Origin of the sequence: Vibrio sp. D420a (assembly GCF_030248625.1) — a bacterium.
Taxonomy (GTDB): Bacteria; Pseudomonadota; Gammaproteobacteria; order Enterobacterales; family Vibrionaceae; genus Vibrio; species Vibrio fortis_A.
The window spans coordinates 150,201-170,813 of sequence record NZ_JAHGAN010000012.1 but is presented as its reverse complement, the minus strand read 5'-3'; the positions used below and the strand labels follow the sequence as shown (position 1 = coordinate 170,813).

The 20,613-nt window shown below is 45.3% G+C and carries 17 protein-coding genes; 6 read left to right on the top strand and 11 right to left on the bottom strand.

Annotation, left to right across the window (positions count from 1 at the left end; translation table 11 throughout):
* Window positions 1-10 precede the first annotated feature (10 nt).
* Both KI743_RS10795 and mnhG read left to right on the top strand, forming a co-directional pair.
* Window positions 11-271 (top strand): cation:proton antiporter, encoded by a 261-nt coding sequence (locus KI743_RS10795; RefSeq protein WP_306416836.1) that lies wholly within the window; start codon window positions 11-13, stop codon window positions 269-271.
* A complete protein-coding gene (mnhG, locus tag KI743_RS10790) occupies window positions 271-570 on the top strand; it encodes a monovalent cation/H(+) antiporter subunit G (protein WP_285466371.1) in 300 nt (99 codons plus the stop codon). The genes KI743_RS10795 and mnhG overlap by 1 nt, the downstream gene beginning before the upstream one ends.
* Before the next feature lie 74 nt (window positions 571-644).
* On the opposite strand, the gene KI743_RS10785 is transcribed toward mnhG, so the two are convergent.
* The 4 genes from KI743_RS10785 to KI743_RS10770 all read right to left on the bottom strand — a co-directional run bounded on the left by KI743_RS10785 (window position 645) and on the right by KI743_RS10770 (window position 7,395).
* A complete protein-coding gene (locus KI743_RS10785; RefSeq protein ID WP_009704562.1) occupies window positions 645-1,637 on the bottom strand; it encodes a cytochrome d ubiquinol oxidase subunit II in 993 nt (330 codons plus the stop codon).
* Between the two features lie 2 nt (window positions 1,638-1,639).
* Window positions 1,640-2,971 (bottom strand): cytochrome ubiquinol oxidase subunit I, encoded by a 1,332-nt coding sequence (locus KI743_RS10780; protein WP_285466369.1) that lies wholly within the window; start codon window positions 2,969-2,971, stop codon window positions 1,640-1,642.
* A gap of 557 nt (window positions 2,972-3,528) precedes the next feature.
* Entirely contained in the window at window positions 3,529-4,902 is a 1,374-nt protein-coding gene (gene melB, locus KI743_RS10775; RefSeq protein ID WP_285466368.1) for a melibiose:sodium transporter MelB, read from the bottom strand.
* A gap of 369 nt (window positions 4,903-5,271) precedes the next feature.
* A complete protein-coding gene (locus tag KI743_RS10770; protein WP_285466367.1) occupies window positions 5,272-7,395 on the bottom strand; it encodes an alpha-galactosidase in 2,124 nt (707 codons plus the stop codon).
* A gap of 795 nt (window positions 7,396-8,190) precedes the next feature.
* Between KI743_RS10770 and KI743_RS10765 the strand changes: the two genes are divergently transcribed.
* The 4 genes from KI743_RS10765 (at window position 8,191) to KI743_RS10750 (ending at window position 14,641) form a co-directional block, all read left to right on the top strand.
* Window positions 8,191-9,432: a carbohydrate porin gene (locus KI743_RS10765; protein WP_285466366.1), complete on the top strand. Its 1,242-nt coding sequence runs from the start codon at window positions 8,191-8,193 to the stop codon at window positions 9,430-9,432.
* A gap of 70 nt (window positions 9,433-9,502) precedes the next feature.
* On the top strand, window positions 9,503-10,378 hold the full coding sequence (locus tag KI743_RS10760) for a MalM family protein (protein ID WP_285466363.1): 876 nt from the start codon (window positions 9,503-9,505) through the stop codon (window positions 10,376-10,378).
* Between the two features lie 104 nt (window positions 10,379-10,482).
* Window positions 10,483-13,575: a beta-galactosidase gene (locus tag KI743_RS10755; RefSeq protein ID WP_285466361.1), complete on the top strand. Its 3,093-nt coding sequence runs from the start codon at window positions 10,483-10,485 to the stop codon at window positions 13,573-13,575.
* Between the two features lie 349 nt (window positions 13,576-13,924).
* Window positions 13,925-14,641: a YadA C-terminal domain-containing protein gene (locus KI743_RS10750; protein ID WP_285466359.1), complete on the top strand. Its 717-nt coding sequence runs from the start codon at window positions 13,925-13,927 to the stop codon at window positions 14,639-14,641.
* Between the two features lie 116 nt (window positions 14,642-14,757).
* Here KI743_RS10750 and KI743_RS10745 read toward each other — a convergent pair whose 3' ends face one another.
* From KI743_RS10745 to KI743_RS10715, 7 genes are all read right to left on the bottom strand, one after another.
* The gene (locus tag KI743_RS10745) at window positions 14,758-15,396 is read right to left on the bottom strand and encodes a CatB-related O-acetyltransferase (protein WP_285466358.1); all 639 of its coding nucleotides are present in this window, start codon (window positions 15,394-15,396) and stop codon (window positions 14,758-14,760) included.
* Between the two features lie 195 nt (window positions 15,397-15,591).
* Window positions 15,592-16,569 (bottom strand): zinc-dependent alcohol dehydrogenase family protein, encoded by a 978-nt coding sequence (locus KI743_RS10740; RefSeq protein WP_285466357.1) that lies wholly within the window; start codon window positions 16,567-16,569, stop codon window positions 15,592-15,594.
* 110 nt (window positions 16,570-16,679) lie between these two features.
* The gene (locus tag KI743_RS10735; RefSeq protein ID WP_285466356.1) at window positions 16,680-17,222 is read right to left on the bottom strand and encodes a hydrolase; all 543 of its coding nucleotides are present in this window, start codon (window positions 17,220-17,222) and stop codon (window positions 16,680-16,682) included.
* A gap of 139 nt (window positions 17,223-17,361) precedes the next feature.
* Window positions 17,362-17,835 (bottom strand): hypothetical protein, encoded by a 474-nt coding sequence (locus tag KI743_RS10730; RefSeq protein ID WP_285466355.1) that lies wholly within the window; start codon window positions 17,833-17,835, stop codon window positions 17,362-17,364.
* Between the two features lie 75 nt (window positions 17,836-17,910).
* The gene (locus KI743_RS10725; protein WP_285466422.1) at window positions 17,911-18,450 is read right to left on the bottom strand and encodes a suppressor of fused domain protein; all 540 of its coding nucleotides are present in this window, start codon (window positions 18,448-18,450) and stop codon (window positions 17,911-17,913) included.
* Window positions 18,451-18,758: 308 nt separating this feature from the next.
* Window positions 18,759-19,424 carry a hypothetical protein gene (locus KI743_RS10720; protein WP_285466354.1) on the bottom strand — a complete coding sequence of 222 codons (666 nt, stop codon included), beginning with the start codon at window positions 19,422-19,424 and terminating at the stop codon, window positions 18,759-18,761.
* A gap of 187 nt (window positions 19,425-19,611) precedes the next feature.
* The gene (locus KI743_RS10715) at window positions 19,612-20,478 is read right to left on the bottom strand and encodes an AraC family transcriptional regulator (RefSeq protein ID WP_285466353.1); all 867 of its coding nucleotides are present in this window, start codon (window positions 20,476-20,478) and stop codon (window positions 19,612-19,614) included.
* Between the last annotated feature and the right edge of the window lie 135 nt (window positions 20,479-20,613).

Below are 20,613 nucleotides of genomic sequence, written 5' to 3'. Positions count from 1 at the left end.
TTGGTTACAGATGAGCATCACATTCGCTTATATTGGTTTGTTGCTCAGTGTTGTGATGGCATTTATTCGTTTGGTTCTTGGTCCAACCTTGGCCGATAGAGTGATAGCGCTTGATCTGATTTCATTTGTAACAGTGGGTTTTATTGCCGTTTATACCTTAGATAGTGGGCAACAATCCTTGTTGGATATTGCTATCACGCTCGGTCTAGTGGCCTTCCTCGGGACGATTGCGTTTGCAAGGCTGATCTTCAAAAGAAAAGGAGAGATGTAATGGACATTATTGTAGGGATTTTACTCTGTCTCGGAACCTTGTTTACGCTCATCGCGAGTCTTGGGATCTTGCGAATGCCTGACCTTTACACGCGAATGCACGCTGCAACCAAAGCTGGCACTGTGGGCTTAGCTTCGCTGTTATTGGCGGTTGCGATAGCGATACCAGATATCACGGTGATTTCACGAGTGATTGGCACTATGTTGTTTATCTGTATTACCGCCCCGGTAGCGGCACATTTGCTGGGTAAGGCGACGCAGGAAAGTGGTTATCAAATCTGGAGAAACAACAAGAAATAGGCCTTATGTGACTTGTGTGTAGAAACAAAAACGCCGCTAAATCTGCGGCGTTTCTATGTAGGTAATTGTCTTGTCTACTTGTAGCTAAGCTCTGTCGCTTTGCCTTTGAAGATTCGATACACCATGAAGGTGTAAAGCAAAATCATCGGCATAACAATCATCACACCGTAGCCTACAATCATTAACGTCGCAGGCGATGAAGCGGCTTCTTGCGCGGTCATTAATCCCGGCACAACTTCTGGGAAGAAGCTGTACGCAAGGCCGAGAAAGCTCAACGCGAAAATGACGGTGACACCAAAGAAAGGCCAACGCACACCCAGGTCATTCACCATTGGAACCTGACGCAAATAGCGATCAACGAGGAAGATGGTCGCCAACACAATCAGCGGAACTGGGGCAAGCAACAACACTTCTGGGAAGCTGAACCAACGCAGGGCAACTTGTTGATTTACAATCGGGTTTACAACGCTCACTACTAAGATACCCAACGCCGCTAACCAACCCGCACGGCGAGACCAACGTGCCGAGCGTATTTGTAAATCACCTTCCGTTTTCAGTACCAACCATGCGCCACCGATGTAAACATACGCCGCCGTTACACAAAGTGCGCTTAACCAAGCAAAGCCAAATGCTTCTGTTGATTGTTCAAATCCCATGATGTAACGACCCACCATGTAACCTTGGGTTAGCGCGGTGATTAGCGAGCCAATTCTGAAGCACCAATCCCAATGAGGCTTATGATCCGAGTTCGCTTTGGCGCGGAAGTCGAACGCCACACCACGCATGATCAGTGCGATAAGCATGATGGCAGTCGGCATGTAAAGCTCCGTCAAAATCAAACTATGTGCGGTAGGAAAGGCAATCAGCAGAATACCAACGGCTAACACCAACCACGTTTCATTCGCGTCCCAGAAAGGGCCGATAGACGCTATCATTCGGTCACGTTGCGCTTCATTATCACTTGGCAAAAGGATACCGACGCCAAGGTCGTAGCCGTCGAGCACGGCATACATAAAGACCGAGAAACCAAGCAGCAGAAGGTAAATTTCTGGTAGATAGTCGAGCATGATTAGGCCTCTTGTTGTGTCAGTGGGACTTCATGGGCTGCAACGTCTTTGCGCGCCAAAAAGAACAGGGTATGGATGTACGCAACCAGCAATGCCGCGTAAATGGCTAAGTACATAATGAGCGAAGTCATCACGCTACTGCTCGCAACTGTGGTGACCGCTTCTGATGTACGCAATACACCGCTGACCAACCAAGGTTGTCTACCAATCTCAGTAACATACCAACCCGCCAGTGTGGCTACCCAACCGGAGAACGTCATGGCTAATACTGTGTACAGGTAAGGTTTAGGTAGCGCTTTTTTGCGTGCTAGCTTCACCGCGCCATACCAGCTAACCAGCAGCATAACAACACCGACACCAACCATCACGCGGAAACCAAAGAACAAGGGCTTCACTGGCGGGTGGTCAGGCGCAAACTCGTTAAGTCCTTGGATTTCCCCGTCTAAGTCATGCGTAAGAATCAAACTCGCTAACTTCGGGATGCCAACTTCAAAATCATTGCTGCGAGTTTCCTCATTTGGCATCGCAAACAGAAGAAGAGGCGCGCCTTGCTCGGTCTCCCACACGCCCTCCATTGCTGCGATTTTTGCAGGTTGATGTTCAAGCGTGTTTAACCCATGAAGGTCACCGACAAAGATTTGTATCGGGATAAATCCAGCCGCCGCGAACAACGCGACTTTTAGGCCAAGTTTGGCTGAGCGGTGATCTGGCTTTTTCATTATTTGATAAGCCGAGATACCCGCAATCAAGAAGCTGGCAGTCAGCGCCGATGCTAATAGCGTGTGCAGAAGACGGTATGGCAAAGAAGGATTGAAAATAACTTCCTTCCAACTGGTTACATGTACAATTCCGTCAATCACTTCATAGCCGCTTGGTGTGTGCATCCAGCTGTTAAGCACCAGAATCCAAAATGCGGACATACTTGTTCCGACCGCAACTAGAACGGTTGCGAGAGTATGAACCCATTCCGGTACTCGTCCACGCCCAAAAAGCATCACGCCAAGGAAGGTCGCTTCCATAAAGAAGGCGGTCATCACTTCGTATCCGAGCAATGGTCCTGCTACGTTTCCGACTCTTTCCATAAAGCCTGGCCAGTTGGTACCAAACTGAAAACTCATCGTAATGCCGGATACTACACCTAAGGCGAAAGTGAGAGCGAATATCTTGACCCAGAAGTAATAAACATCGAGCCATACAGGGGCTTGTGTGCGGTTATATCGCCACTTGAAAAACACCAACATCCACGCCAACGCGATGGTGATGGTCGGGAAGAGAATATGAAAGCTGATATTGGCCGCGAACTGGATCCGCGACAGCATGAGGGTATCTAACATCTTGGTTCCTCAAAAACGTGCCATATTAAAAATCGTGTTTACTTGTAATTTAATTACGAAAAATCAGGCAGTTTGGATCATGTATCGAGAAATACAGGTGGTTCTGATTTCTTCCAGCCATGATTTATATCAACTAAGGAAAAGGAAGGAGTGTAGAAAATTGTCTCAAAACATCGCGAATAGTCTCAATAAGTGAGCAAAAGAAAGCAAATGTAACCAAAGTAGCGAGAGTAAAGATTAGTTCGAATTATCCTTATAATCGATTCGATAATTGTGAAATAAAATTACAGAATCAATACTTCTAATAAGGGTATTCGCTTAGATGTACGGTTATTGTTTAAGACGGTAGTAGAGAGACTACCTTTCATAGCTTAGGTACGGGCTGAGCCCCTGTATAAAAGAACTGGTATTGTAAACATCAATGAGCAAGTGCACCAAGTATATACAAAATAGAATGCCCTGTTGCTGTCCGAATAAAAAACCAGCCTACATTGCTATAGGCTGGTTTCAGTAACAAGGCCGGTTGTGACCTCTTTAGGCTTAGTAAGTTAAATAGACTAAGCTTCTGCAGTCACTCGTTCGCCCTGCTCTACTTGGTCTGCCTCATCTTTATTGAAGCCTTCGTGTAGGCGGTAGTAGCGTTGGTAGATAAGGCCACTGATGGTCATCATGATAGCTGGTAGGCCGATCATCATGAACTCTAGCCCCATGATTGTGCTTGCTGATTGCTCTACGTTTGGTACGTAGCCCACTACCGATAAGCCGACACCCACGATGAAGCCGCCCGCTGCACCAGCGAATTTCACAAGCATAGTTTGTACAGAGAAGATAACGCTCTCGCTGCGGCGGCCAGTTTTGTGCTCACCGTAGTCCACTACGTCTGCAAGCATTACTGTTTGCAGTGCGTTCGCAATACCCACACCGAACTTGATTGCAGCGCCTGCCATACCAATCATTGGCGCGTTAGCTGGAGCGATGAAGCCCATCACTAGCAGAAGTACACAAGATAGAACTGGGAAGCCACAAGCGATAGGCCATAGAAGCTTACGCGGTAGGAATGCCGCAATACGTGGGAACAAGAACACACCCGCTACCTCTGCTGCGCCCGCAACCGCCATGTAAACTGGGAATAGTTCTGCGTTGCCAAGTGCATAAGAGAAGTAGTAAATTGCGAAGCCACCAACAAGTAAGTTAGCAATTTGAAACGACAGAACAGTACCAATCAGTGCTTTAAGCTGATCGTTCTTACCGATGATAGTAAGCACATCTTTAAAGCTGAATTTCTCTGCTGGTTTTGCGTTTGCTGGTGCCGCTTTTTCTTTCACGTTACGAGCAATCAAGAATGCGCTCATTACGAACAGAACCGCAATCAACATAGCAACATTGAAGAAGCCGTCACCTTGGTTACCGTTACCAAGTTCACCCACAATGTGCAGGCCGTAAGTACCGGTAATGAACCATGCAAGGCTTGCAAACAGACGTGGCCACACAACGAGCTTTTCACGCTCTTGACGCTCACTAGACAGTGCCGGAATCATTGACCAGTAAGGGATGTCCATAATGGTGTAAGTAAGACCCCAAAGGATGTACGCCGCTGCGGCGTAGATGTACAAAGTCGTGCCTTCAAACATGTGTGTGCTGAAAAGGCCGACCAACACAATCGCGTTCAGCATTGTACCAATCACAATCCAAGGGCGGAATTTACCGAATTTTGAGCGAGTGTTGTCAACGATGACGCCCATCATTGGATCGGTCACCGCATCAATGATACGCGCAGCTAAAAAGATGGTACCTACGAAGGCAGCAGAGAGGCCTGCAACATCCGTAAAGTAAAACATTAAGAAGATATAGATGGGTGCACAGGCGAAATCTTTACCGAGTGCTCCGAGGCCGTAGGACAGCTTGGTTTGTAGCGTAATTTTATCAGACATTTTAGTTCCTTAGTGTCGTACTGCTTTTCATTCCCCTAACTAGAATGGAGAGCGTCGACGTCTTTTATTTATATTTCGAGGGTAATGCTACTCACACACCAACCACCTTACTGTGATCAAAAACCGCCTTATGGAAACGTTTCCAATAAAGTTGTAGAAATGAGACATTGAGCACGAAAGGTTACACACCACTACGAAATAAAAATAATTTTCTCCTTTTAAATTAACAACTTAAATTAATTGATAATAATAACAATTATCAATAAGATATTACAATGAAACGCAAAAAGCCACACAAATTTCAAACTTGTGCGGCATTTTATTCCCTTGTTTAGGGACCTATTTTCGTTGAGATGAAAAGCTGTGGTTCTATGCTATGTCGATACGCTGAAGTTTGATTAACATAGCACTCTCGGCATCCAAAATTGGCATCGTGAGACCAACCTCAGCGCACCAGTCACCTGATAATTCGCAGCCCGATTGAGTCCAGGGTGGCTGATAGTTCACGATATCGTCATAATTAGATGGTTTATCCAATACCGTGACTCGGTATATCGCTTGTGGATCCAACCCAGGTACACGCAAATGGCCACTCAATGAATTGGTTGGCATCGCAAGCTGTGCAATCATCACGACAGCTTCCGACTGATCGTTAGAGACAACCGCATGAATTTGGTGCGCTTTATCGTCAGTTGGGATACGCCAAGTGCTGCCGCTGTGCAGTAATGAACGCAACATTTTGTGTAGCTTGATGTAGCGCTCAAATCCCTCTTTCTCCACTTGCTCTTCTTTCACAGGGTCAAGTTCAATACCCATATGACCGAACAGTGCGGTAAGCCCACGGAACTCGATGTTATGGTGACGACGAGTACTGTGGCAATGGCTCGCACCAATATGACTGCCCATCACTTCGGGTGGGAAGAAGTAGCTCATACCACGTTGAATAGATTGACGTTCAAGCGCGTCATTATTATCTGACGCCCAGAATCGATGAGTACGTTTCAGCACCTCAAAATCGATTCGACCACCGCCCGCCGCACAAGACTCAATCTCTACTTTCGGGTGCTTTTCGCGAACTTTGTCGACTAACTGGTAGTAGCGCTGGGTTTGATTATGCGCTGCAGCCTGACCTAAGTGTGCTGGCTGAACGACTTCGCGGTTCATGTCCCATTTGATGTAAGCGATATTGTAGGTCGAAAGGAAATGGTCCAGTCGCTCAAGCAGGAAGTTAAACGCATCATCATTTTGTAGGTTGATGACGTATTGGTTGCGACCCGTTGGTTGCTCGTAGCCATCGACAGCCAGCAGCCAATCGGGATGAGCGCGATACAGATCTGAATCTTTGTTGATCATCTCTGGTTCGAACCACAAGCCAAATTCCATTCCCAAATTGTTTACGTGTTCCACAATCGGGTGTAAACCATTTGGGTATTTGCTTTCACATAGGAACCAATCCCCTAGCCCAGCCTTGTCGCCATTGCGCCCTTTGAACCAACCATCATCAATAATAAAGCGCTCGACGCCCATCTCAGCCGACTGAGTCGCCATCGACATGATGTATTCTGGATCGTGGTCGAAGTAGATGCCTTCCCAAGTATTAAGGTGGATTGGACGCGGCTTATCAGCGAAGTCTGCTGGCAAAATCGTATCGCGAACATGAGCATGAAATTGATGGCTCATGCCGTTCAAGCCGGTATGGCTATAACTGGCATACAACCAAGGTGTGGTCAAGCTCTCACCTTCTTGCAAGGCCACTTCACCTGGCAGGTAGATCACCTCTGCTTGCATGTATCTGCGACCATCAGCCTTAACATCAACACGCAGTCTGTGGTTACCGCTCCAAGCAAAATGGAAGCCCCAGACATCACCACTCATTTCATCAAAGTGAGCCGTACCAGCAACAAGCGCAGGATAATGCTCATGAGAAGTGCGACCACGACGGTTTTCTTGTTGATACCCACCTTGATGTAATGGTTGACGCACCGTTTGAAATTCATGAACCCAACGACCGTAGTAAGTCATTAGCTCATTCGCTCTTGCAGGCAAAGGTAAAGTGTTAGCAAGGCGATTGACCTGATATACGCCCTCTTTGGTATTCGTTAGCGTATGACGCGTTTTTACCACGTCATTGGCGTCTAAAATCAGCTCAGTTCGAAGACGAAGACCCGCGTTAGCATCTTCACTTTCAATCACCACGCCATTTTTGCTTTCTTCAACATGGCAAACTACAAACACTGGCGCCCAGTCTTGGCCATTGCGATGCCCTTCAACACCGGGGCTGCTAAATAGACCACGACCAAGCTCTGGGCTCAAAGTCATCGATACATCATTGTCTAAACGCCCATATGGCACTGGGCGATGCAAAGCCCTGCGATACTCTTTGTAATCACCGCTTACCTTTTTACCCCAATGCAGGATCTCGGCATAATCGCCAAGCTCTACGATCAGCTGCGTTTGCTTACCTGTTAGCTCAACCAGTGTTTTATCCGTCATCTTGTCTTACCTTGAAACTGGAAATTACGTCGCATCATAATGAAATCTTAGAAAGAATCTGTGACGAACCCCTAATGATGAAAACGTTTCCATTAAATATGATTCAACTCATAAGCGAGTAGCATAGAAAAATCCCCCTCTTATATTACGTGGCTATTCATTGGAAAAATCACCCGCTTTTTTCCACAAAGATAGCAATATTTTCGATTTAAACGACTATTTAGCTATCATTTAAAATCAATTATTATCAATAACTTAAAAACAACACCCTATCATTTAGGCGACTAAACACCCATTTAACACGCGCTACTCTTGCAGTCATCGAGTAGCCCTCGTATTCTGAAGCCTTCGAGAACGCGATGAAGTGTCTCTATTGGGTCCTAACTTAATACCCCAAATTGACGGTGTACTCAGATTAAGGCGTCTAGCCTTGGTTCACATGGCTACACTTGACTTCTTTGTCTCACATGCCCAATTGATTTCAATTGGGCTACCTTCTTCACAAAAAAACCATACATTTCAATACCTTACCCCTCTGTCACTTCATCATTTTCAAAAGAAACCTCCACAACCAAAAGAAAACGATTTCACAAAAACACCACAACAAATCCCTAAAAAACATCAAAAACCAAGATAAAACGGGATAAAAATCACATTAAACATCCAAAATTTCAGTAATCGACAAAAAATGCCAACTCCATCATGAAAACGTTTCCAGGGTTTATTTACACTGCGCAGCGAGTTAGGACTCAATAAAAAAATAATCCATATATAAAAATACAATGGAGACACTTCATGAAACAAAAGACGCTTGTAAGAGCGCTAGGGCTCACCCTTGCCCTTGCACCGCTTGCTGGTATGGCCGCAGTGGAGAACATCAATTACTTCGGTTACGCCAAGTGGGGCAACATTTACACCGATAACGACGAACACAACTCAGGCAAAGGCGAGCGCAATGATGTGATTCGAGCCAGCGAAGGCTACGGTAACTACCGTTTAGGTAACGAGCTGAACTGGTGGGAAGCAGGCCTCAAAGCCGACGTTTGGCAACAAGGTGATGCGTACTTTGATACCACGCTTTACCTAGGCAGTGGCGAGAGTTGGGGCGACGTGAGCTTGATCCAGATGTGGTCTGCAGGTCACGGCCTGATTGATGGGCAAGCCGACGCTAAAGTATGGGCAGGTGAACGCTTCTACCGTCGTCACGAAGTCCACATGATCGATATTAAATACTGGGATACCTCTAGCACAGGTATTGGTCTAGAAGATTGGGACTTTGGTTTTGCTAAAGGCCACATCGCTTGGATGGCACCAAACTCAAGTAAAGACGGTCGCAGCCTGCACAACCTTGATGCGCGTCTTAGCGACATCACGCTCAGTGACAGCGCTGATCTGACCGTTGGTCTGAACTACGTCTTCACCCAAAACTCTAGCTACGACGAGAGTGACATCACCACTTCTGGCGCCATGTTATCGACACTCTACCGCCAAGCTTGGGATTACGGCTCAAACACATTCGCTTTCCAATACGGTACCGATGCGTTGGCGGGCGGTTTGATGAGTGCAGAAGGCGGCTCAAACCGTAAGTACAGCACGGGCGTCGAACATGATGGTTACAGCTGGCGTATTTTCAACTCAGGTGATCTAAACGTGAGTGAAGACTTCCAAGTGATGTACTCCATCGCCTACCAAGATAAAAACCTCGACAACGACGAAGGTGAAAAATGGTTCAGTGTTGGTGCTCGCCCTCAGTACAGCTGGACAGATTACATGGCAACCGCGCTAGAGGTGGGTTATGAGTCCGTAGAAGCTCAGAACGGTGCAGGCACCAACGACATGTACAAAGTGACAGTGTCGCAAATGTTCCAAGCGGGCAAAGGTGTTTGGGCTCGTCCATCACTTCGTTTATTCGCGACTTACTCAGAGAAAACCGATGAGTGGGGACGCGGGGGCGATGTCTACGGACAAGCACAAAGCATAACTACGCAAAACATAGATGAGATCACCTTCGGCTTTAACGTCGAAACGTGGTGGTAATCCTTCCCGGTTACTATTTTTAGACCCAACGGGGTGAGCAAAGCGTTCACCCCTCATAGGACACAAGCAGATGAAACTAAAACCGCTAGCCACTCTTTTTATGGCATTGTCTCTGAGCGCATGCAGTGGATTGCCTGAGCAGGCTTTTAATACAGATTTGGATAAACAAACGTGCTGCTCAACCCTAGAAGCACTGCCACTCACAACGCTGTCTACACCATTCCACCAGCAAGTTGTTGTGGATGCTGAGCTGCCTATCTTGAGTGACACGGTACTACTTTCATCAAGCTCAGCTTCACACCAAGCGCTGCCCGTTGTCGGCTATGAAATAACGTCAGATGCCCCATTTGCACTGCTTGTACGCTCTTATGTCGATAACCAAGCGTTGTTTGCTGCGAGCGTCTTAGTTTATGACGAAAACTGGCAGCTTGTAGCCCGTTACTCGGCACAGGATTTCGAGTATCACCCAACCGGCATGCGCGGTTTAGAACGCATCGAGAAAGTCATCACGATCAACCCACAGCTAAACGGGGCTCAATATATAGTTCTCGCTTCCGACTCATCATTGCTTGGACAAAAACTCGCACGACAACACCCTGAACAAGTGTATGCAGAGTCTCAGAACATCATCGGCAGTAAACAGCTTCCTCTAGTCGCGGATTACCAAGCATTTGGTGTCGTCGAGGTGACCACCAGCGCGTCAAGCAACAGTGCCGTTCTCACACTACTGACAGAACTAGGCACACAAACTAAGCAGAAACAGAATTCTCAAATGACACAATCCGCCTCTCCAGAAGCGGCAGATGAGTGGGAAGTGTTTCAATCTCAAATCGATAAAGCACTCGAAAACAACGATGTACAGCAAGCCGCTGCGCTAGCCAACCAAGCATCACAACAAGGCTATACCCAAGCCAAAGATTATCTCGTAGAGCAGCTAGCGAAATAACGATTCGTTGCTCTCCGACTCATTCGCAACGCTATTCACCTGTATTTCACTGCGAAATGATTGCGAAACCAGATTAGTAACAAAGAAATTTAAGTAGGAACATCATGACAGCATTCTCAGATATTATTCAAAGACGTGATTGGGAAAACCCACAATCGGTCAATATCAATAACCTTAAAGCGCACAGCCCACTTGCAAGCTTTCGTGATGAAGAAGATGCTCGTGACAATGTTAATGCCCAGCGTCAGTCGCTGAACGGACAATGGAAATTCAAACTGTTTGATGCGCCAGAACAAGTTGACGGCGAGTTCATCGAGTCACAATTCAATGACAAAGACTGGGATAAGATTACTGTCCCTTCAAACTGGCAAATGCAAGGTTACGACAAGCCTATCTACGCCAACGTGAAATACCCATTCGAAGTAAACCCGCCGTTTGTACCAAGTGATAACCCAACAGGTTGCTACCGCACTACCGTGTCACTTTCTGAGGCGGACTTGATCAATACCCAACGCATTATCTTTGATGGCGTGAACTCGGCTTTCCACCTTTGGTGTAACGGCACTTGGGTTGGCTACAGTCAAGACAGCCGCCTGCCTTCTGAATTCGACCTAACGCCGTACCTTGTGGCAGGTGATAACAGCCTAGCCGTCATGGTGATTCGTTGGAGTGATGGCAGCTACCTAGAAGACCAAGATATGTGGTGGCTAAGTGGTATCTTCCGCGACGTGACTCTGCTATCTAAACCACAAAACTGCATTGAAGATGTGTTCATCACTCCGGATCTAGACGCATGTTACCGCGATGGTTCACTGTCGGTTGTGACTTCAATATCTGCGCCGGACACCTACCAAGTTCAAGTGCAGCTGTTTGATGGCGAACAAGCCGTGACAGAGCCTCGCATCGACCGTCCGCACAACCGTCGCATTGACGAGCGTGGCACATGGGATGACGTAGTATTCCAAACATTGCACGTACGCGAGCCAAAGAAATGGACGGCGGACACACCGAACCTATACCGCTTAGTCGTTTCACTGTTGGATGAAAATGGCACACACCTAGAAAGCGAAGCGTACCCTGTGGGCTTCCGTAAAGTCGAAATCACCGATGGCCAATTGAAGCTAAACGGTAGGCCTTTGTTGATCCGCGGCGTGAACCGCCATGAACATCACCCAGAGCTTGGTCATGTGATGACGGAAGAAGACATGATCCGCGACATCTGCTTGATGAAGCAATACAACTTCAATGCAGTACGTACGGCGCACTACCCGAACCACCCTCGTTGGTACGAACTGTGTGACCAATACGGCTTGTACGTGTGCGATGAAGCGAACATCGAAACTCATGGCATGCAGCCAATGAACCGCCTATCGAGCGATCCACAATGGGCGCACGCTTACATGAGCCGCTACACCCAAATGGTGATGCGCGATAAGAACCACCCTTCGATCATCATCTGGTCTTTAGGTAACGAATCCGGTCACGGCAGCAACCACAATGCCATGTACGCTTGGTCTAAAAACTATGACCCGTCTCGCCCAGTGCAATACGAAGGCGGCGGTTCAAACACCACAGCAACCGACATCATTGCGCCAATGTACGCGCGTGTGAACACGGTCATTGAAGACGAAGCCGTGCCTAAATGGGCAATCAAGAAATGGGTGTCGTTACCAAACGAAACTCGTCCTTTGATCTTGTGTGAATACGCACACGCGATGGGGAACAGTTTGGGTAGCTTTAATGACTACTGGGATGCGTTCCGCGATTACCCTCGCCTACAAGGTGGCTTTATTTGGGATTGGGTGGATCAAGGCTTGAGCCAATGGGATGAAAACGGCCAACACTTCTGGGCTTACGGCGGCGACTTTGGTGATGAAATCAATGACCGTCAGTTCTGCATCAACGGTTTGATCTTCCCAGATCGCACAGTTCATCCAACGTTGGAAGAAGCAAAATACTGCCAACGTATGATCACCGTATCACTGCAAGAACAAACCAAAGACGCTTGTACACTGTTAGTGACTAACGAGAACTTGTTCCGCGCGACCGATAATGAGCAATTGAACTGGTCTCTGTTGGAAGATGGCAAAGTCATCCAAACGGGGTCATTGGCGCTTAACGTAGAAGCCGACAGCCAAGCAAGCATTGAGATTGCCTTTAACTTCACGCCAAAAGCGGAAGCGCAATACCATTTAAATACCGATATTACTCTGATTGCTGCAACGCTTTGGGCAGACGCGGAGCACGTCGTCGCTTCTGAGCAAATGCTGCTACGCAATACCGCTGGCCTTGTTCTGCCAACATTGGAAACGCAACCAGCGCCAATGCTAACGCAGCAAGGCGATGCGATCTTAATATCTAGCCAAGACGAAAAGTACCAGTGGATTTGGGATAGCCAAACGGGCTTGATGACTGATTGGCGTGTTGATGGCGAAGCACAAATGCTTGCGGCACCGCAAGATAACTTCTTCCGCGCACCACTGGATAACGACATCGGTGTAAGCGAAATCGACAACGTCGATCCAAACGCTTGGATGTGCCGTTGGGACATGGCGGGTATCGGCCAGTGGGAACGCCAATTTGTCGCTTGCCACAGTGAAGCTCTGGCGCATGCGGTGAAAGTGACTTCGACGTTCGCTTACCACTTTAATGGGGAAGTTCAGGCAATCACGACTTGGACGCACACATTGAGCAATAACGGTGAGATGACATTGGCTGTCGATGTGAAACTGGCTGATGATTTACCACCAATGCCACGCATCGGTTTGGAGTTCGAACTGCCATTAAATGAGCAAAACGCTCCGATCACATGGCAAGGTTTAGGGCCATTTGAAAACTACCCTGACCGTTTGGCAGCGGCGCGCTTCGGTCAGCACACACAAACGCTTGAGCAAATGCACACTCCGTACATTTTCCCAACCGATAGCGGTCTGCGTTGTGGTACGCAATGGTTGAAGGTGAATGAGTTAGAAATCTCAGGTGACTTCCAGTTCAGTGTAAGTCAGTACGCTCAGCAGCACTTAGCAGCAGCGAAACACACCAATGATTTGGTCGCAGAAGAGAAGATTTACGTACGCCTAGACCATAAACACATGGGCGTTGGCGGTGATGACTCTTGGAGCCCAAGTGTGCACAAGGAATTCCAGTTAACGGACAATCAATACGCTTACAAAGTGACGTTTAAACCAGCTCAGTAATCGATTGATAACATAAACACACGCCAATGTAGTTAAATCCCCAAGTTTCAGCTTGGGGATTTTTGTATTTGCACAGAAAAGAGTCCTATGAATAGTTCATTTTCAGCCTTTATTTGCGCTTAAAACTACGCAAACTTACACCCTTACAATGTTAAATACCGCTTACAGTGAATTACACATGTAACCTCAGGTAACGACGAAATTATCGTGCTGTAAAATGTGAACAATGTTTATTCATACAGTACTAAAATCGCCAAAAACCGCTTGTTTATGTGATCTTCGTTCCTATACTGCCCGCCAAACGGAAAGGTTAGCAGGAAGCTGTTCTTAATCTCGTAGGTAGAAAGTAATGAAAAAAACAATCATCGCAGTAGCTCTTTTCACAGCATTTGGCGCACAAGCAGCAAGCAAGGGGCAAAATGTTCATATTGATAACGCAACACAGGCAAAAGCAACAGCAGAAGCAATCCACCAAGCTGGCGTTGACCGCCTAAATGGAAAGGGCCAAGCGTCTCATGATCTCGACCGCATTCAAGCTCAACAAAAAGCGCGTGAAGTCTTCGCTAAGGAAGCCTTAGGTGGTAAAGGTCAAGCTAGCTCAAACGTAGTAAGCGAAGGGGCTAAAAAAGAAATGGAGCGTGCTTACACTATCGACCAAAACCGTATCAAATCATCAAAGAATGCAGATGCGTTGAGTGCTCAAGGTAAAGTAATTGGACAAAACGCTACAACTTCTGCAGTTAACTCAACGCACATCGCTCAAAACACTGCTTCAATTAACCAAAACGCTGCAGAAATCAAAGACCTTCGTAAAGATCTAGAGCGTCAAAGCAAAGAGCTTTCGGGCGCTATCGCTGGCGTTGCAGCAATGAGCAACATCCCGAACGCTCAGGGCGTTGGTAATGTGGCAGTTGGTGCAGGTGTTGGTTACTACAACAGTGAGTCAGCTATTGCAGTTGGTGCAAGCTACCGTTACTCAGACGCAGTTTCAGCAAAAATGAGCATGTCAGCACAATCTGGCAACTTTGACCCAGTGATTGGTGCGGGCGTTAGCTACGAGTTTTAATTGTATCTGGCATCAGTAAGGCAGAGACGCAACGAAGCTAAGAACACAGTTGTAGATTAGCTCTACCATGATGTTAAAAAAGCGCCAAGGCATAACCTTGGCGCTTTTCTTTGCTGTTAGTCTTGATTTGAATCGTAGTCCGAAATCGCAGCTTTTAGTTCGCTTAGATCCGATGAACACAAGTGCCGCTTCAGAGCTTCAAATTTTTCTGTTGGCCAATCATACACCTTCAGTTCTATAAGCTCTGAGATGACCTCCGGCTCAAAACGATACTTAATCACTTTTGCCGGTGAGCCAGCCACAACGCTGTATGGAGGGGCATCTTTAGTGACCACACTGTTTGCAGCCACAATCGCACCCTCGCCGATAGATACACCAGGCATGATCATCGATCTCATACCAAGCCAAGAGCCATCTCCGATGTGGGTATCACCTTTACCGATATAGGCTTCTTCAATGTGTTCCATAAAGGGATATAAACAAAACCAATCCGCTCGGTGGGTATGGTTGCCGCCCATTAAGATAACCACTTCAGCACCGATGCACACATAGTCGCCGATGTACAACTGATCAATTTCCCATCGAGGCTCCCATTGACGACTCACCTCATCCCCATGCAAATATCGAACAACAGACTCTTCGAATCCGTTATCCCAGCAATCACTGTAATAACTGTGCTCGCCTTTCACAAAGATATTGGGGTTGGAAACCACTTGATGTAAATATTGGAATTTTGACCAATGTTTCTTTTGCATACTTACCTCTAACTCGTTTGCATTTAAATTTTTATAGTCAAAAACTTAACGAGTCAGTGGATACGGGGCTGTTTCAATAGAGGGTTGAGAGTCATAGAAACCTCTGCAATATAGGAAGAGTCAGCATACTAACACAATACAACATGTGACAGGAGCCTTTAAGATTACCAATCACCATCTCCAAAGTGGTTACTATTACACCGTGAGAATGACTTTCCCTGATAGAGGTTGATCGGATTCAATAAGATCAATTGCTTTGTGCACGTCTTTCAACGGCATGCAGCATTCGACATCTAGCCTCACCCCATGGCGTAAAAAGTGCTCTAACATCTTTTCAAACGCTTCACGTCGCACGGTATTCCCTACATGCTTTTCCCAGTAGCGAAGAAAAAATGTACTGAACTCAACGTCCAACCTCTTGGCATTTCTAAAAAATGAAGGGGGATAGATTTCTAAAGAAAGAGTTCCATAATTGACAAACGTCCCTCCCTTTTCCAACGTTCGGAGCAACGCCTCTCCAACTTTCCCGCCAATCGCATCAAATGCAACGTTGGGTACTGGTGCACCTAACTTGTGGATCTGGGACGCTAAGTCCTGTTTTGCATCAATGATATATGGAGAGCCAAATGGATAGTCGCTAGGGCGCGTTGTCACCACAATGAGCGAGAAACCTAAAGAACGAGACAATTGAGCGAAGATTTTGCCGATTGCGGAGCTTCCGGCGTTGATGATGAGACAATCTCCAATAGTGAGCTTTGCAATCTCACTCGTTAACACCCACGAGGTGAGCGCGTTAATATATAACTGACTTGCATAACCACAATCTAAAGATTGAGGGACACGAAAGAGGTTGTCTGGAGAGGTCTCAATATAATGTTGCCAAGTACCACTCGTTGCGACCACCACACGCTCCCCGAGAGAAAACTCAGGGCTACGAGATTGGATGACTTGTCCAACCGCTTCAAAACCAGGAACTCTCGGAGGGATATGGTTCTTGCTATATTGCCCTACACCATGAATCGAGAGTAAATCGCTAGGGTTAATGTTCGTCGCTTCAATTTCAACTCTAACCTTACCCTCTTCGAGCTCTCCTAAAGAAATAGACTCAAGCTGTAAAGATTCTTGCGGATGACCAAAGTGGACCTGATTAACACGATAATTGAGCAATGACATAACGATTGATTTATAAGTAACTACTGGTTAACTAACAAGAATATCGTGTCTCTTATTCGTGAGCAAACGCGCTCCTCGTTTGAAGGTTGTGCTTATTGAATATCAACGTACTACTTAATCAACGCTAAGATCGCTTTAAACTCTGGGGCACGGCAATCTTCGATCATTTCGTATAAACACATTTCAACGCCCGTCAATCCAACACCATTCGCGGTGAGTTTAGCCATAGCTAGCGCTTTGTTTGCTGCCGTTCTTGAAGCTGTGCAATCCGTTACAAGCTCCACTCGGTAACCCATTTTTCGCAGAGATAAAGCCGTTTGATAAACGCAGATATGTGCTTCGATCCCACAGATTAGCCATGTGTCGACCTTAGTATTCTCCACCGCCAATTTAAACGTGGCTTCTTTGCATCCATCAAAAGTGTATTTAGCGATGGCAAGATGATCTTTTGCCAGCACTTCACGAATCGGCTCAGCTGTTGGACCTAAACGCTCTGGATTTTGCTCCAGCCATACAATGGGCAAGTCGAGCGCTTTAGCGCCTTTAACTAACTTCGTCGTATTCTCAATGTTAGCGTCGCTTTCATGCATCAAGCTCGCAAGCTTTCCTTGCACATCAACAACAATCAACCCTGTGGTGTTTTTCGATAGCATTTTCACTTCCTGCGAGCCTTTGCCCACCTGACTTAATCAAACAAGTAATAACAATGTATCAAATAGCTGACTTAATAGTTGAGCAGCTCCTCAAGGTTTTGCTTGCTCACTTAATCATATTAAAGAAATAAAGATGTTTTTAACCTGACGATTTCAATAACCTTTTGATATCTATACCCATTCTAAGACAAATTTTATTTATAATCATAGGCAGGGCACATAGAATAAATATCGCATAATCAAATATATTTAAGCTTCGAATCCCATCATATATAGGCTCGCCATTATACTCAATTCTATTAACTAGATATATATCGCTATCTCTATATAAAGGAGCATATTTAACGAGCACTTTCTTGTCGTAATACGCCCCTCCAGGAAAAAATTTATCGTATTGTTGATGAAAATCTTTTACGCGTAACTGGATCTTATCATTACTTTTTAATACAAAAATCGTTGTAGAACCTGCGTCCCCTCTTGACTTACCAAGCTCCTCCCTTACGGGGACTAGAACATCTTCAACATAAATTCCATTTGCATAGGTATCAAATGTAGTGAACAACACCAATAAAAAGAGCCATGTTGAAGCGATAGCATGAAATTTTTTAATCATAGTTTCTAATCAAATTACTCTTTAATAATTGCAACGTATGTCGAAGTTTGATAGTTCTATATCTTAATTTGAAACTTACTCAAATAAACTCGATCTCGACGAGCTCCAATAAGGCACTTCAGCATTTTCAAACTCACCCCAGAGAGCATCTTCTCCATACTCTTTTTTATAACTTAATTCTTCTTCAAATAAGGGCACCAGTTGAATAAACCAAATCTGTCTACCATGCTCATCCTTTGTTGACGGAACTATCTCATCCCCATCTGTAAACATAAAAGATCTTGCCTTGGTACCATGCCAGAGGTCATAAGATAACGTAACCGTATCTCCACTATTTGGTACATGGGTAGTGCCATTCCCATATAACGCAACTTCAGCTAACGCATCGGCTATATCATCCGCATCCGGCGTTAACCCGATAAAGAACTCGCATCTCTCTTCTTTATCTCCAAGAGTAATGCTTGCTCCCATCGTAGCATACATCACTACCCCTTCATCGGTCTGATCTTCGTCCCACTTAAAAATCTGAATCACTTTTCCATCTGGAGATTTATATTTAGCTTTACGAGTGGGCTCGCCATACAATTCAAGGTAGTTCATGAAAATACTATTCATCACTCACAAAGCCTCTTTGTTAAATTGTTACTCAAGGGGATCATCTTTCGTTTGCCATACAAGCAACTCACGGTGAGAAAAGTCGACATATAGTGGTTATATAGTCCAAATATAAATAGGCTCATGTTTTTATTTTTAGGTCAGATGAACCAATATTAAACAAACTATTATTACTAATATGGCTCGACCTAATATCCATTAGAAACAATATTTTTTAGGGTTTTCTTGCTAACTGTATAATGCTTCATCATTGTTTACTATTGTTGTGTGGATAGATTAATCAAATAGGTAGTAGTCTCTTTCCGCTATCACCAATAGTTTAGGTATTCATCAATTACTGACTCAAACTCGGGTCTAACTTCCTTCGCTTTAATAAGTTTTTGTTGAGCATAATCACTTCTGATCGAATATAACGATGACAATGCTATACGAACATATGATCGCCACTCCGTAGTAACAATCAACTCAAACAAAGCATCGACAGCACGATCATCTTTAAAACTTTTGACTGCACCTATTGCGCCCGCTTGTTCATAATTATCGCCTTGTTTTAAAACAGTTTCTGCGAAGCTTCTTTCTATTTCTAAAGATGCTGGCGCAACATCAGAAAAACTGGTTACCTGACCAAGGAGAGTAGTAAGTATTACGTTCCGATTACGTTGAATGAAATGACTATCAGAGTTTCCGACGCAATCTTTAATACTCAGGTATCCATCAAAGCTTGTATGACCTTGATAGATTTCATTAGTAAGCTCTGTAATTAGTTTCATTTCTTGTTCTTTGCGCACCACTCCAAAAATGAACTCTGAAACTGTACTCTGCCTAGTATCTACATTTATATCTTCGTATTCAGAAATCAATTCGCAATTCAGCTGTGTTGAATATGCCGAGTTTGACTGTACGATGCATAAAAACACGAGTGTTAGCTTACCTAATAGGCTGTGATAAATTTTATCCTGTTCTCTGTCACTCATAGTCTAGTAGTCACCAATTCATAATCCTTTCTCTAAAAAGGCAATCTTCATAAAAACTATCCCATCATAATCAGCAACTTAACAAACCACAACAACCTCTTGCAATGTTGTGATTTAGCAGCACTCCTTACCATCGGAATTTTGTAGATAGGTTGTATATCTTATGTGTGTCTATGTTTTATTCTCGCTAACGAACACTCTTCATCGCTAGGCGGTATTGGGTAGGTGTGGTTCTTTTATAGGCTTTGAACTGTCGATTGAAGTTAGCTTGATTATCGTAGCCAACTTTTTCGATGATGATGCCAATCGGTAGGTCTGTATTCATCAACATATCGCAAGCTACGTTTAATCGAATCTTTTTAAGCCGTTGACTAAAACTTTCGTTGAAGTGTTTTGCAAAGATCCGACGCACGCTGCTTTCACTCAAGAACAAATAGTCAGCGAGATCACTTGGCGCGATATTCTGATTGAAGTGTGACAGAAGATATTCGTCAATTTTTTCTAGGTTCTTATGAGTCTTGCTAGCATTAGTGTCCACCTTCAAAGTACTCGCATTTATCAGTCGAACGGCACCATCATCTCCCAGTAATAATCCGAAGATTGCCAGCAAGTCGGAAAGCTGTTGTATGGGCGAAGAATCGAGAATATTGCCTAGCAGAGCGACAACTCGCTCAGTGGTTTTCTCGGAAAATTGAACACCTCGGTGTGCATCTTTGAGGAGGTCTGTTAATGGTGTGAGTTCAGGGCAAAGATGAATTAAAGATTCAATCCACTCTTTACGGAACCAGATTACATGCGTTTCACACGGCTTCGAATCCGCGACAGAGTCTGAATAGATCGCATGCGGAAGGCCGGAACCCAACAAAACCATGTGGTTGTGTGACACTTCACTTATGTGATTACCAACGAAACAACTACCTGAAAAGTTACGATGGATAGCAATCTCGTACTCTTCATGGCGATGCCAACCATAACTCTTTGACGATTCTTCAATCTTACGATATCGCCACGAAACGCCAATTCTTTGTGGTACTCGTTCTAAACTGCCTTTCATACGCGAACACTTTGTACTTATAAATTCAAAAACGTATAAATTTTAGCAAGAAATAATCGAAATGTACTTAAAGACGAACACATACGATTACCGGCCCTTGGGTTGTGAACTTAGACTGAAACGCAAAGAGACCAC

Coding starts and splice junctions, on each gene's coding strand:
- KI743_RS10770 (WP_285466367.1), bottom strand. CDS start 7,395: ATGACGGATAAAACACTGGTTGAGCTAACAGGTAAGCAAACGCAGCTG.
- KI743_RS10755 (WP_285466361.1), top strand. CDS start 10,483: ATGACAGCATTCTCAGATATTATTCAAAGACGTGATTGGGAAAACCCA.
- melB (WP_285466368.1), bottom strand. CDS start 4,902: ATGTCTGATAAAATTACGCTACAAACCAAGCTGTCCTACGGCCTCGGA.
- KI743_RS10745 (WP_285466358.1), bottom strand. CDS start 15,396: ATGCAAAAGAAACATTGGTCAAAATTCCAATATTTACATCAAGTGGTT.
- KI743_RS10765 (WP_285466366.1), top strand. CDS start 8,191: ATGAAACAAAAGACGCTTGTAAGAGCGCTAGGGCTCACCCTTGCCCTT.
- KI743_RS10715 (WP_285466353.1), bottom strand. CDS start 20,478: ATGAAAGGCAGTTTAGAACGAGTACCACAAAGAATTGGCGTTTCGTGG.
- mnhG (WP_285466371.1), top strand. CDS start 271: ATGGACATTATTGTAGGGATTTTACTCTGTCTCGGAACCTTGTTTACG.
- KI743_RS10740 (WP_285466357.1), bottom strand. CDS start 16,569: ATGTCATTGCTCAATTATCGTGTTAATCAGGTCCACTTTGGTCATCCG.
- KI743_RS10735 (WP_285466356.1), bottom strand. CDS start 17,222: ATGCTATCGAAAAACACCACAGGGTTGATTGTTGTTGATGTGCAAGGA.
- KI743_RS10730 (WP_285466355.1), bottom strand. CDS start 17,835: ATGATTAAAAAATTTCATGCTATCGCTTCAACATGGCTCTTTTTATTG.
- KI743_RS10725 (WP_285466422.1), bottom strand. CDS start 18,450: ATGAATAGTATTTTCATGAACTACCTTGAATTGTATGGCGAGCCCACT.
- KI743_RS10795 (WP_306416836.1), top strand. CDS start 11: ATGAGCATCACATTCGCTTATATTGGTTTGTTGCTCAGTGTTGTGATG.
- KI743_RS10780 (WP_285466369.1), bottom strand. CDS start 2,971: ATGTTAGATACCCTCATGCTGTCGCGGATCCAGTTCGCGGCCAATATC.
- KI743_RS10760 (WP_285466363.1), top strand. CDS start 9,503: ATGAAACTAAAACCGCTAGCCACTCTTTTTATGGCATTGTCTCTGAGC.
- KI743_RS10750 (WP_285466359.1), top strand. CDS start 13,925: ATGAAAAAAACAATCATCGCAGTAGCTCTTTTCACAGCATTTGGCGCA.
- KI743_RS10720 (WP_285466354.1), bottom strand. CDS start 19,424: ATGAGTGACAGAGAACAGGATAAAATTTATCACAGCCTATTAGGTAAG.
- KI743_RS10785 (WP_009704562.1), bottom strand. CDS start 1,637: ATGCTCGACTATCTACCAGAAATTTACCTTCTGCTGCTTGGTTTCTCG.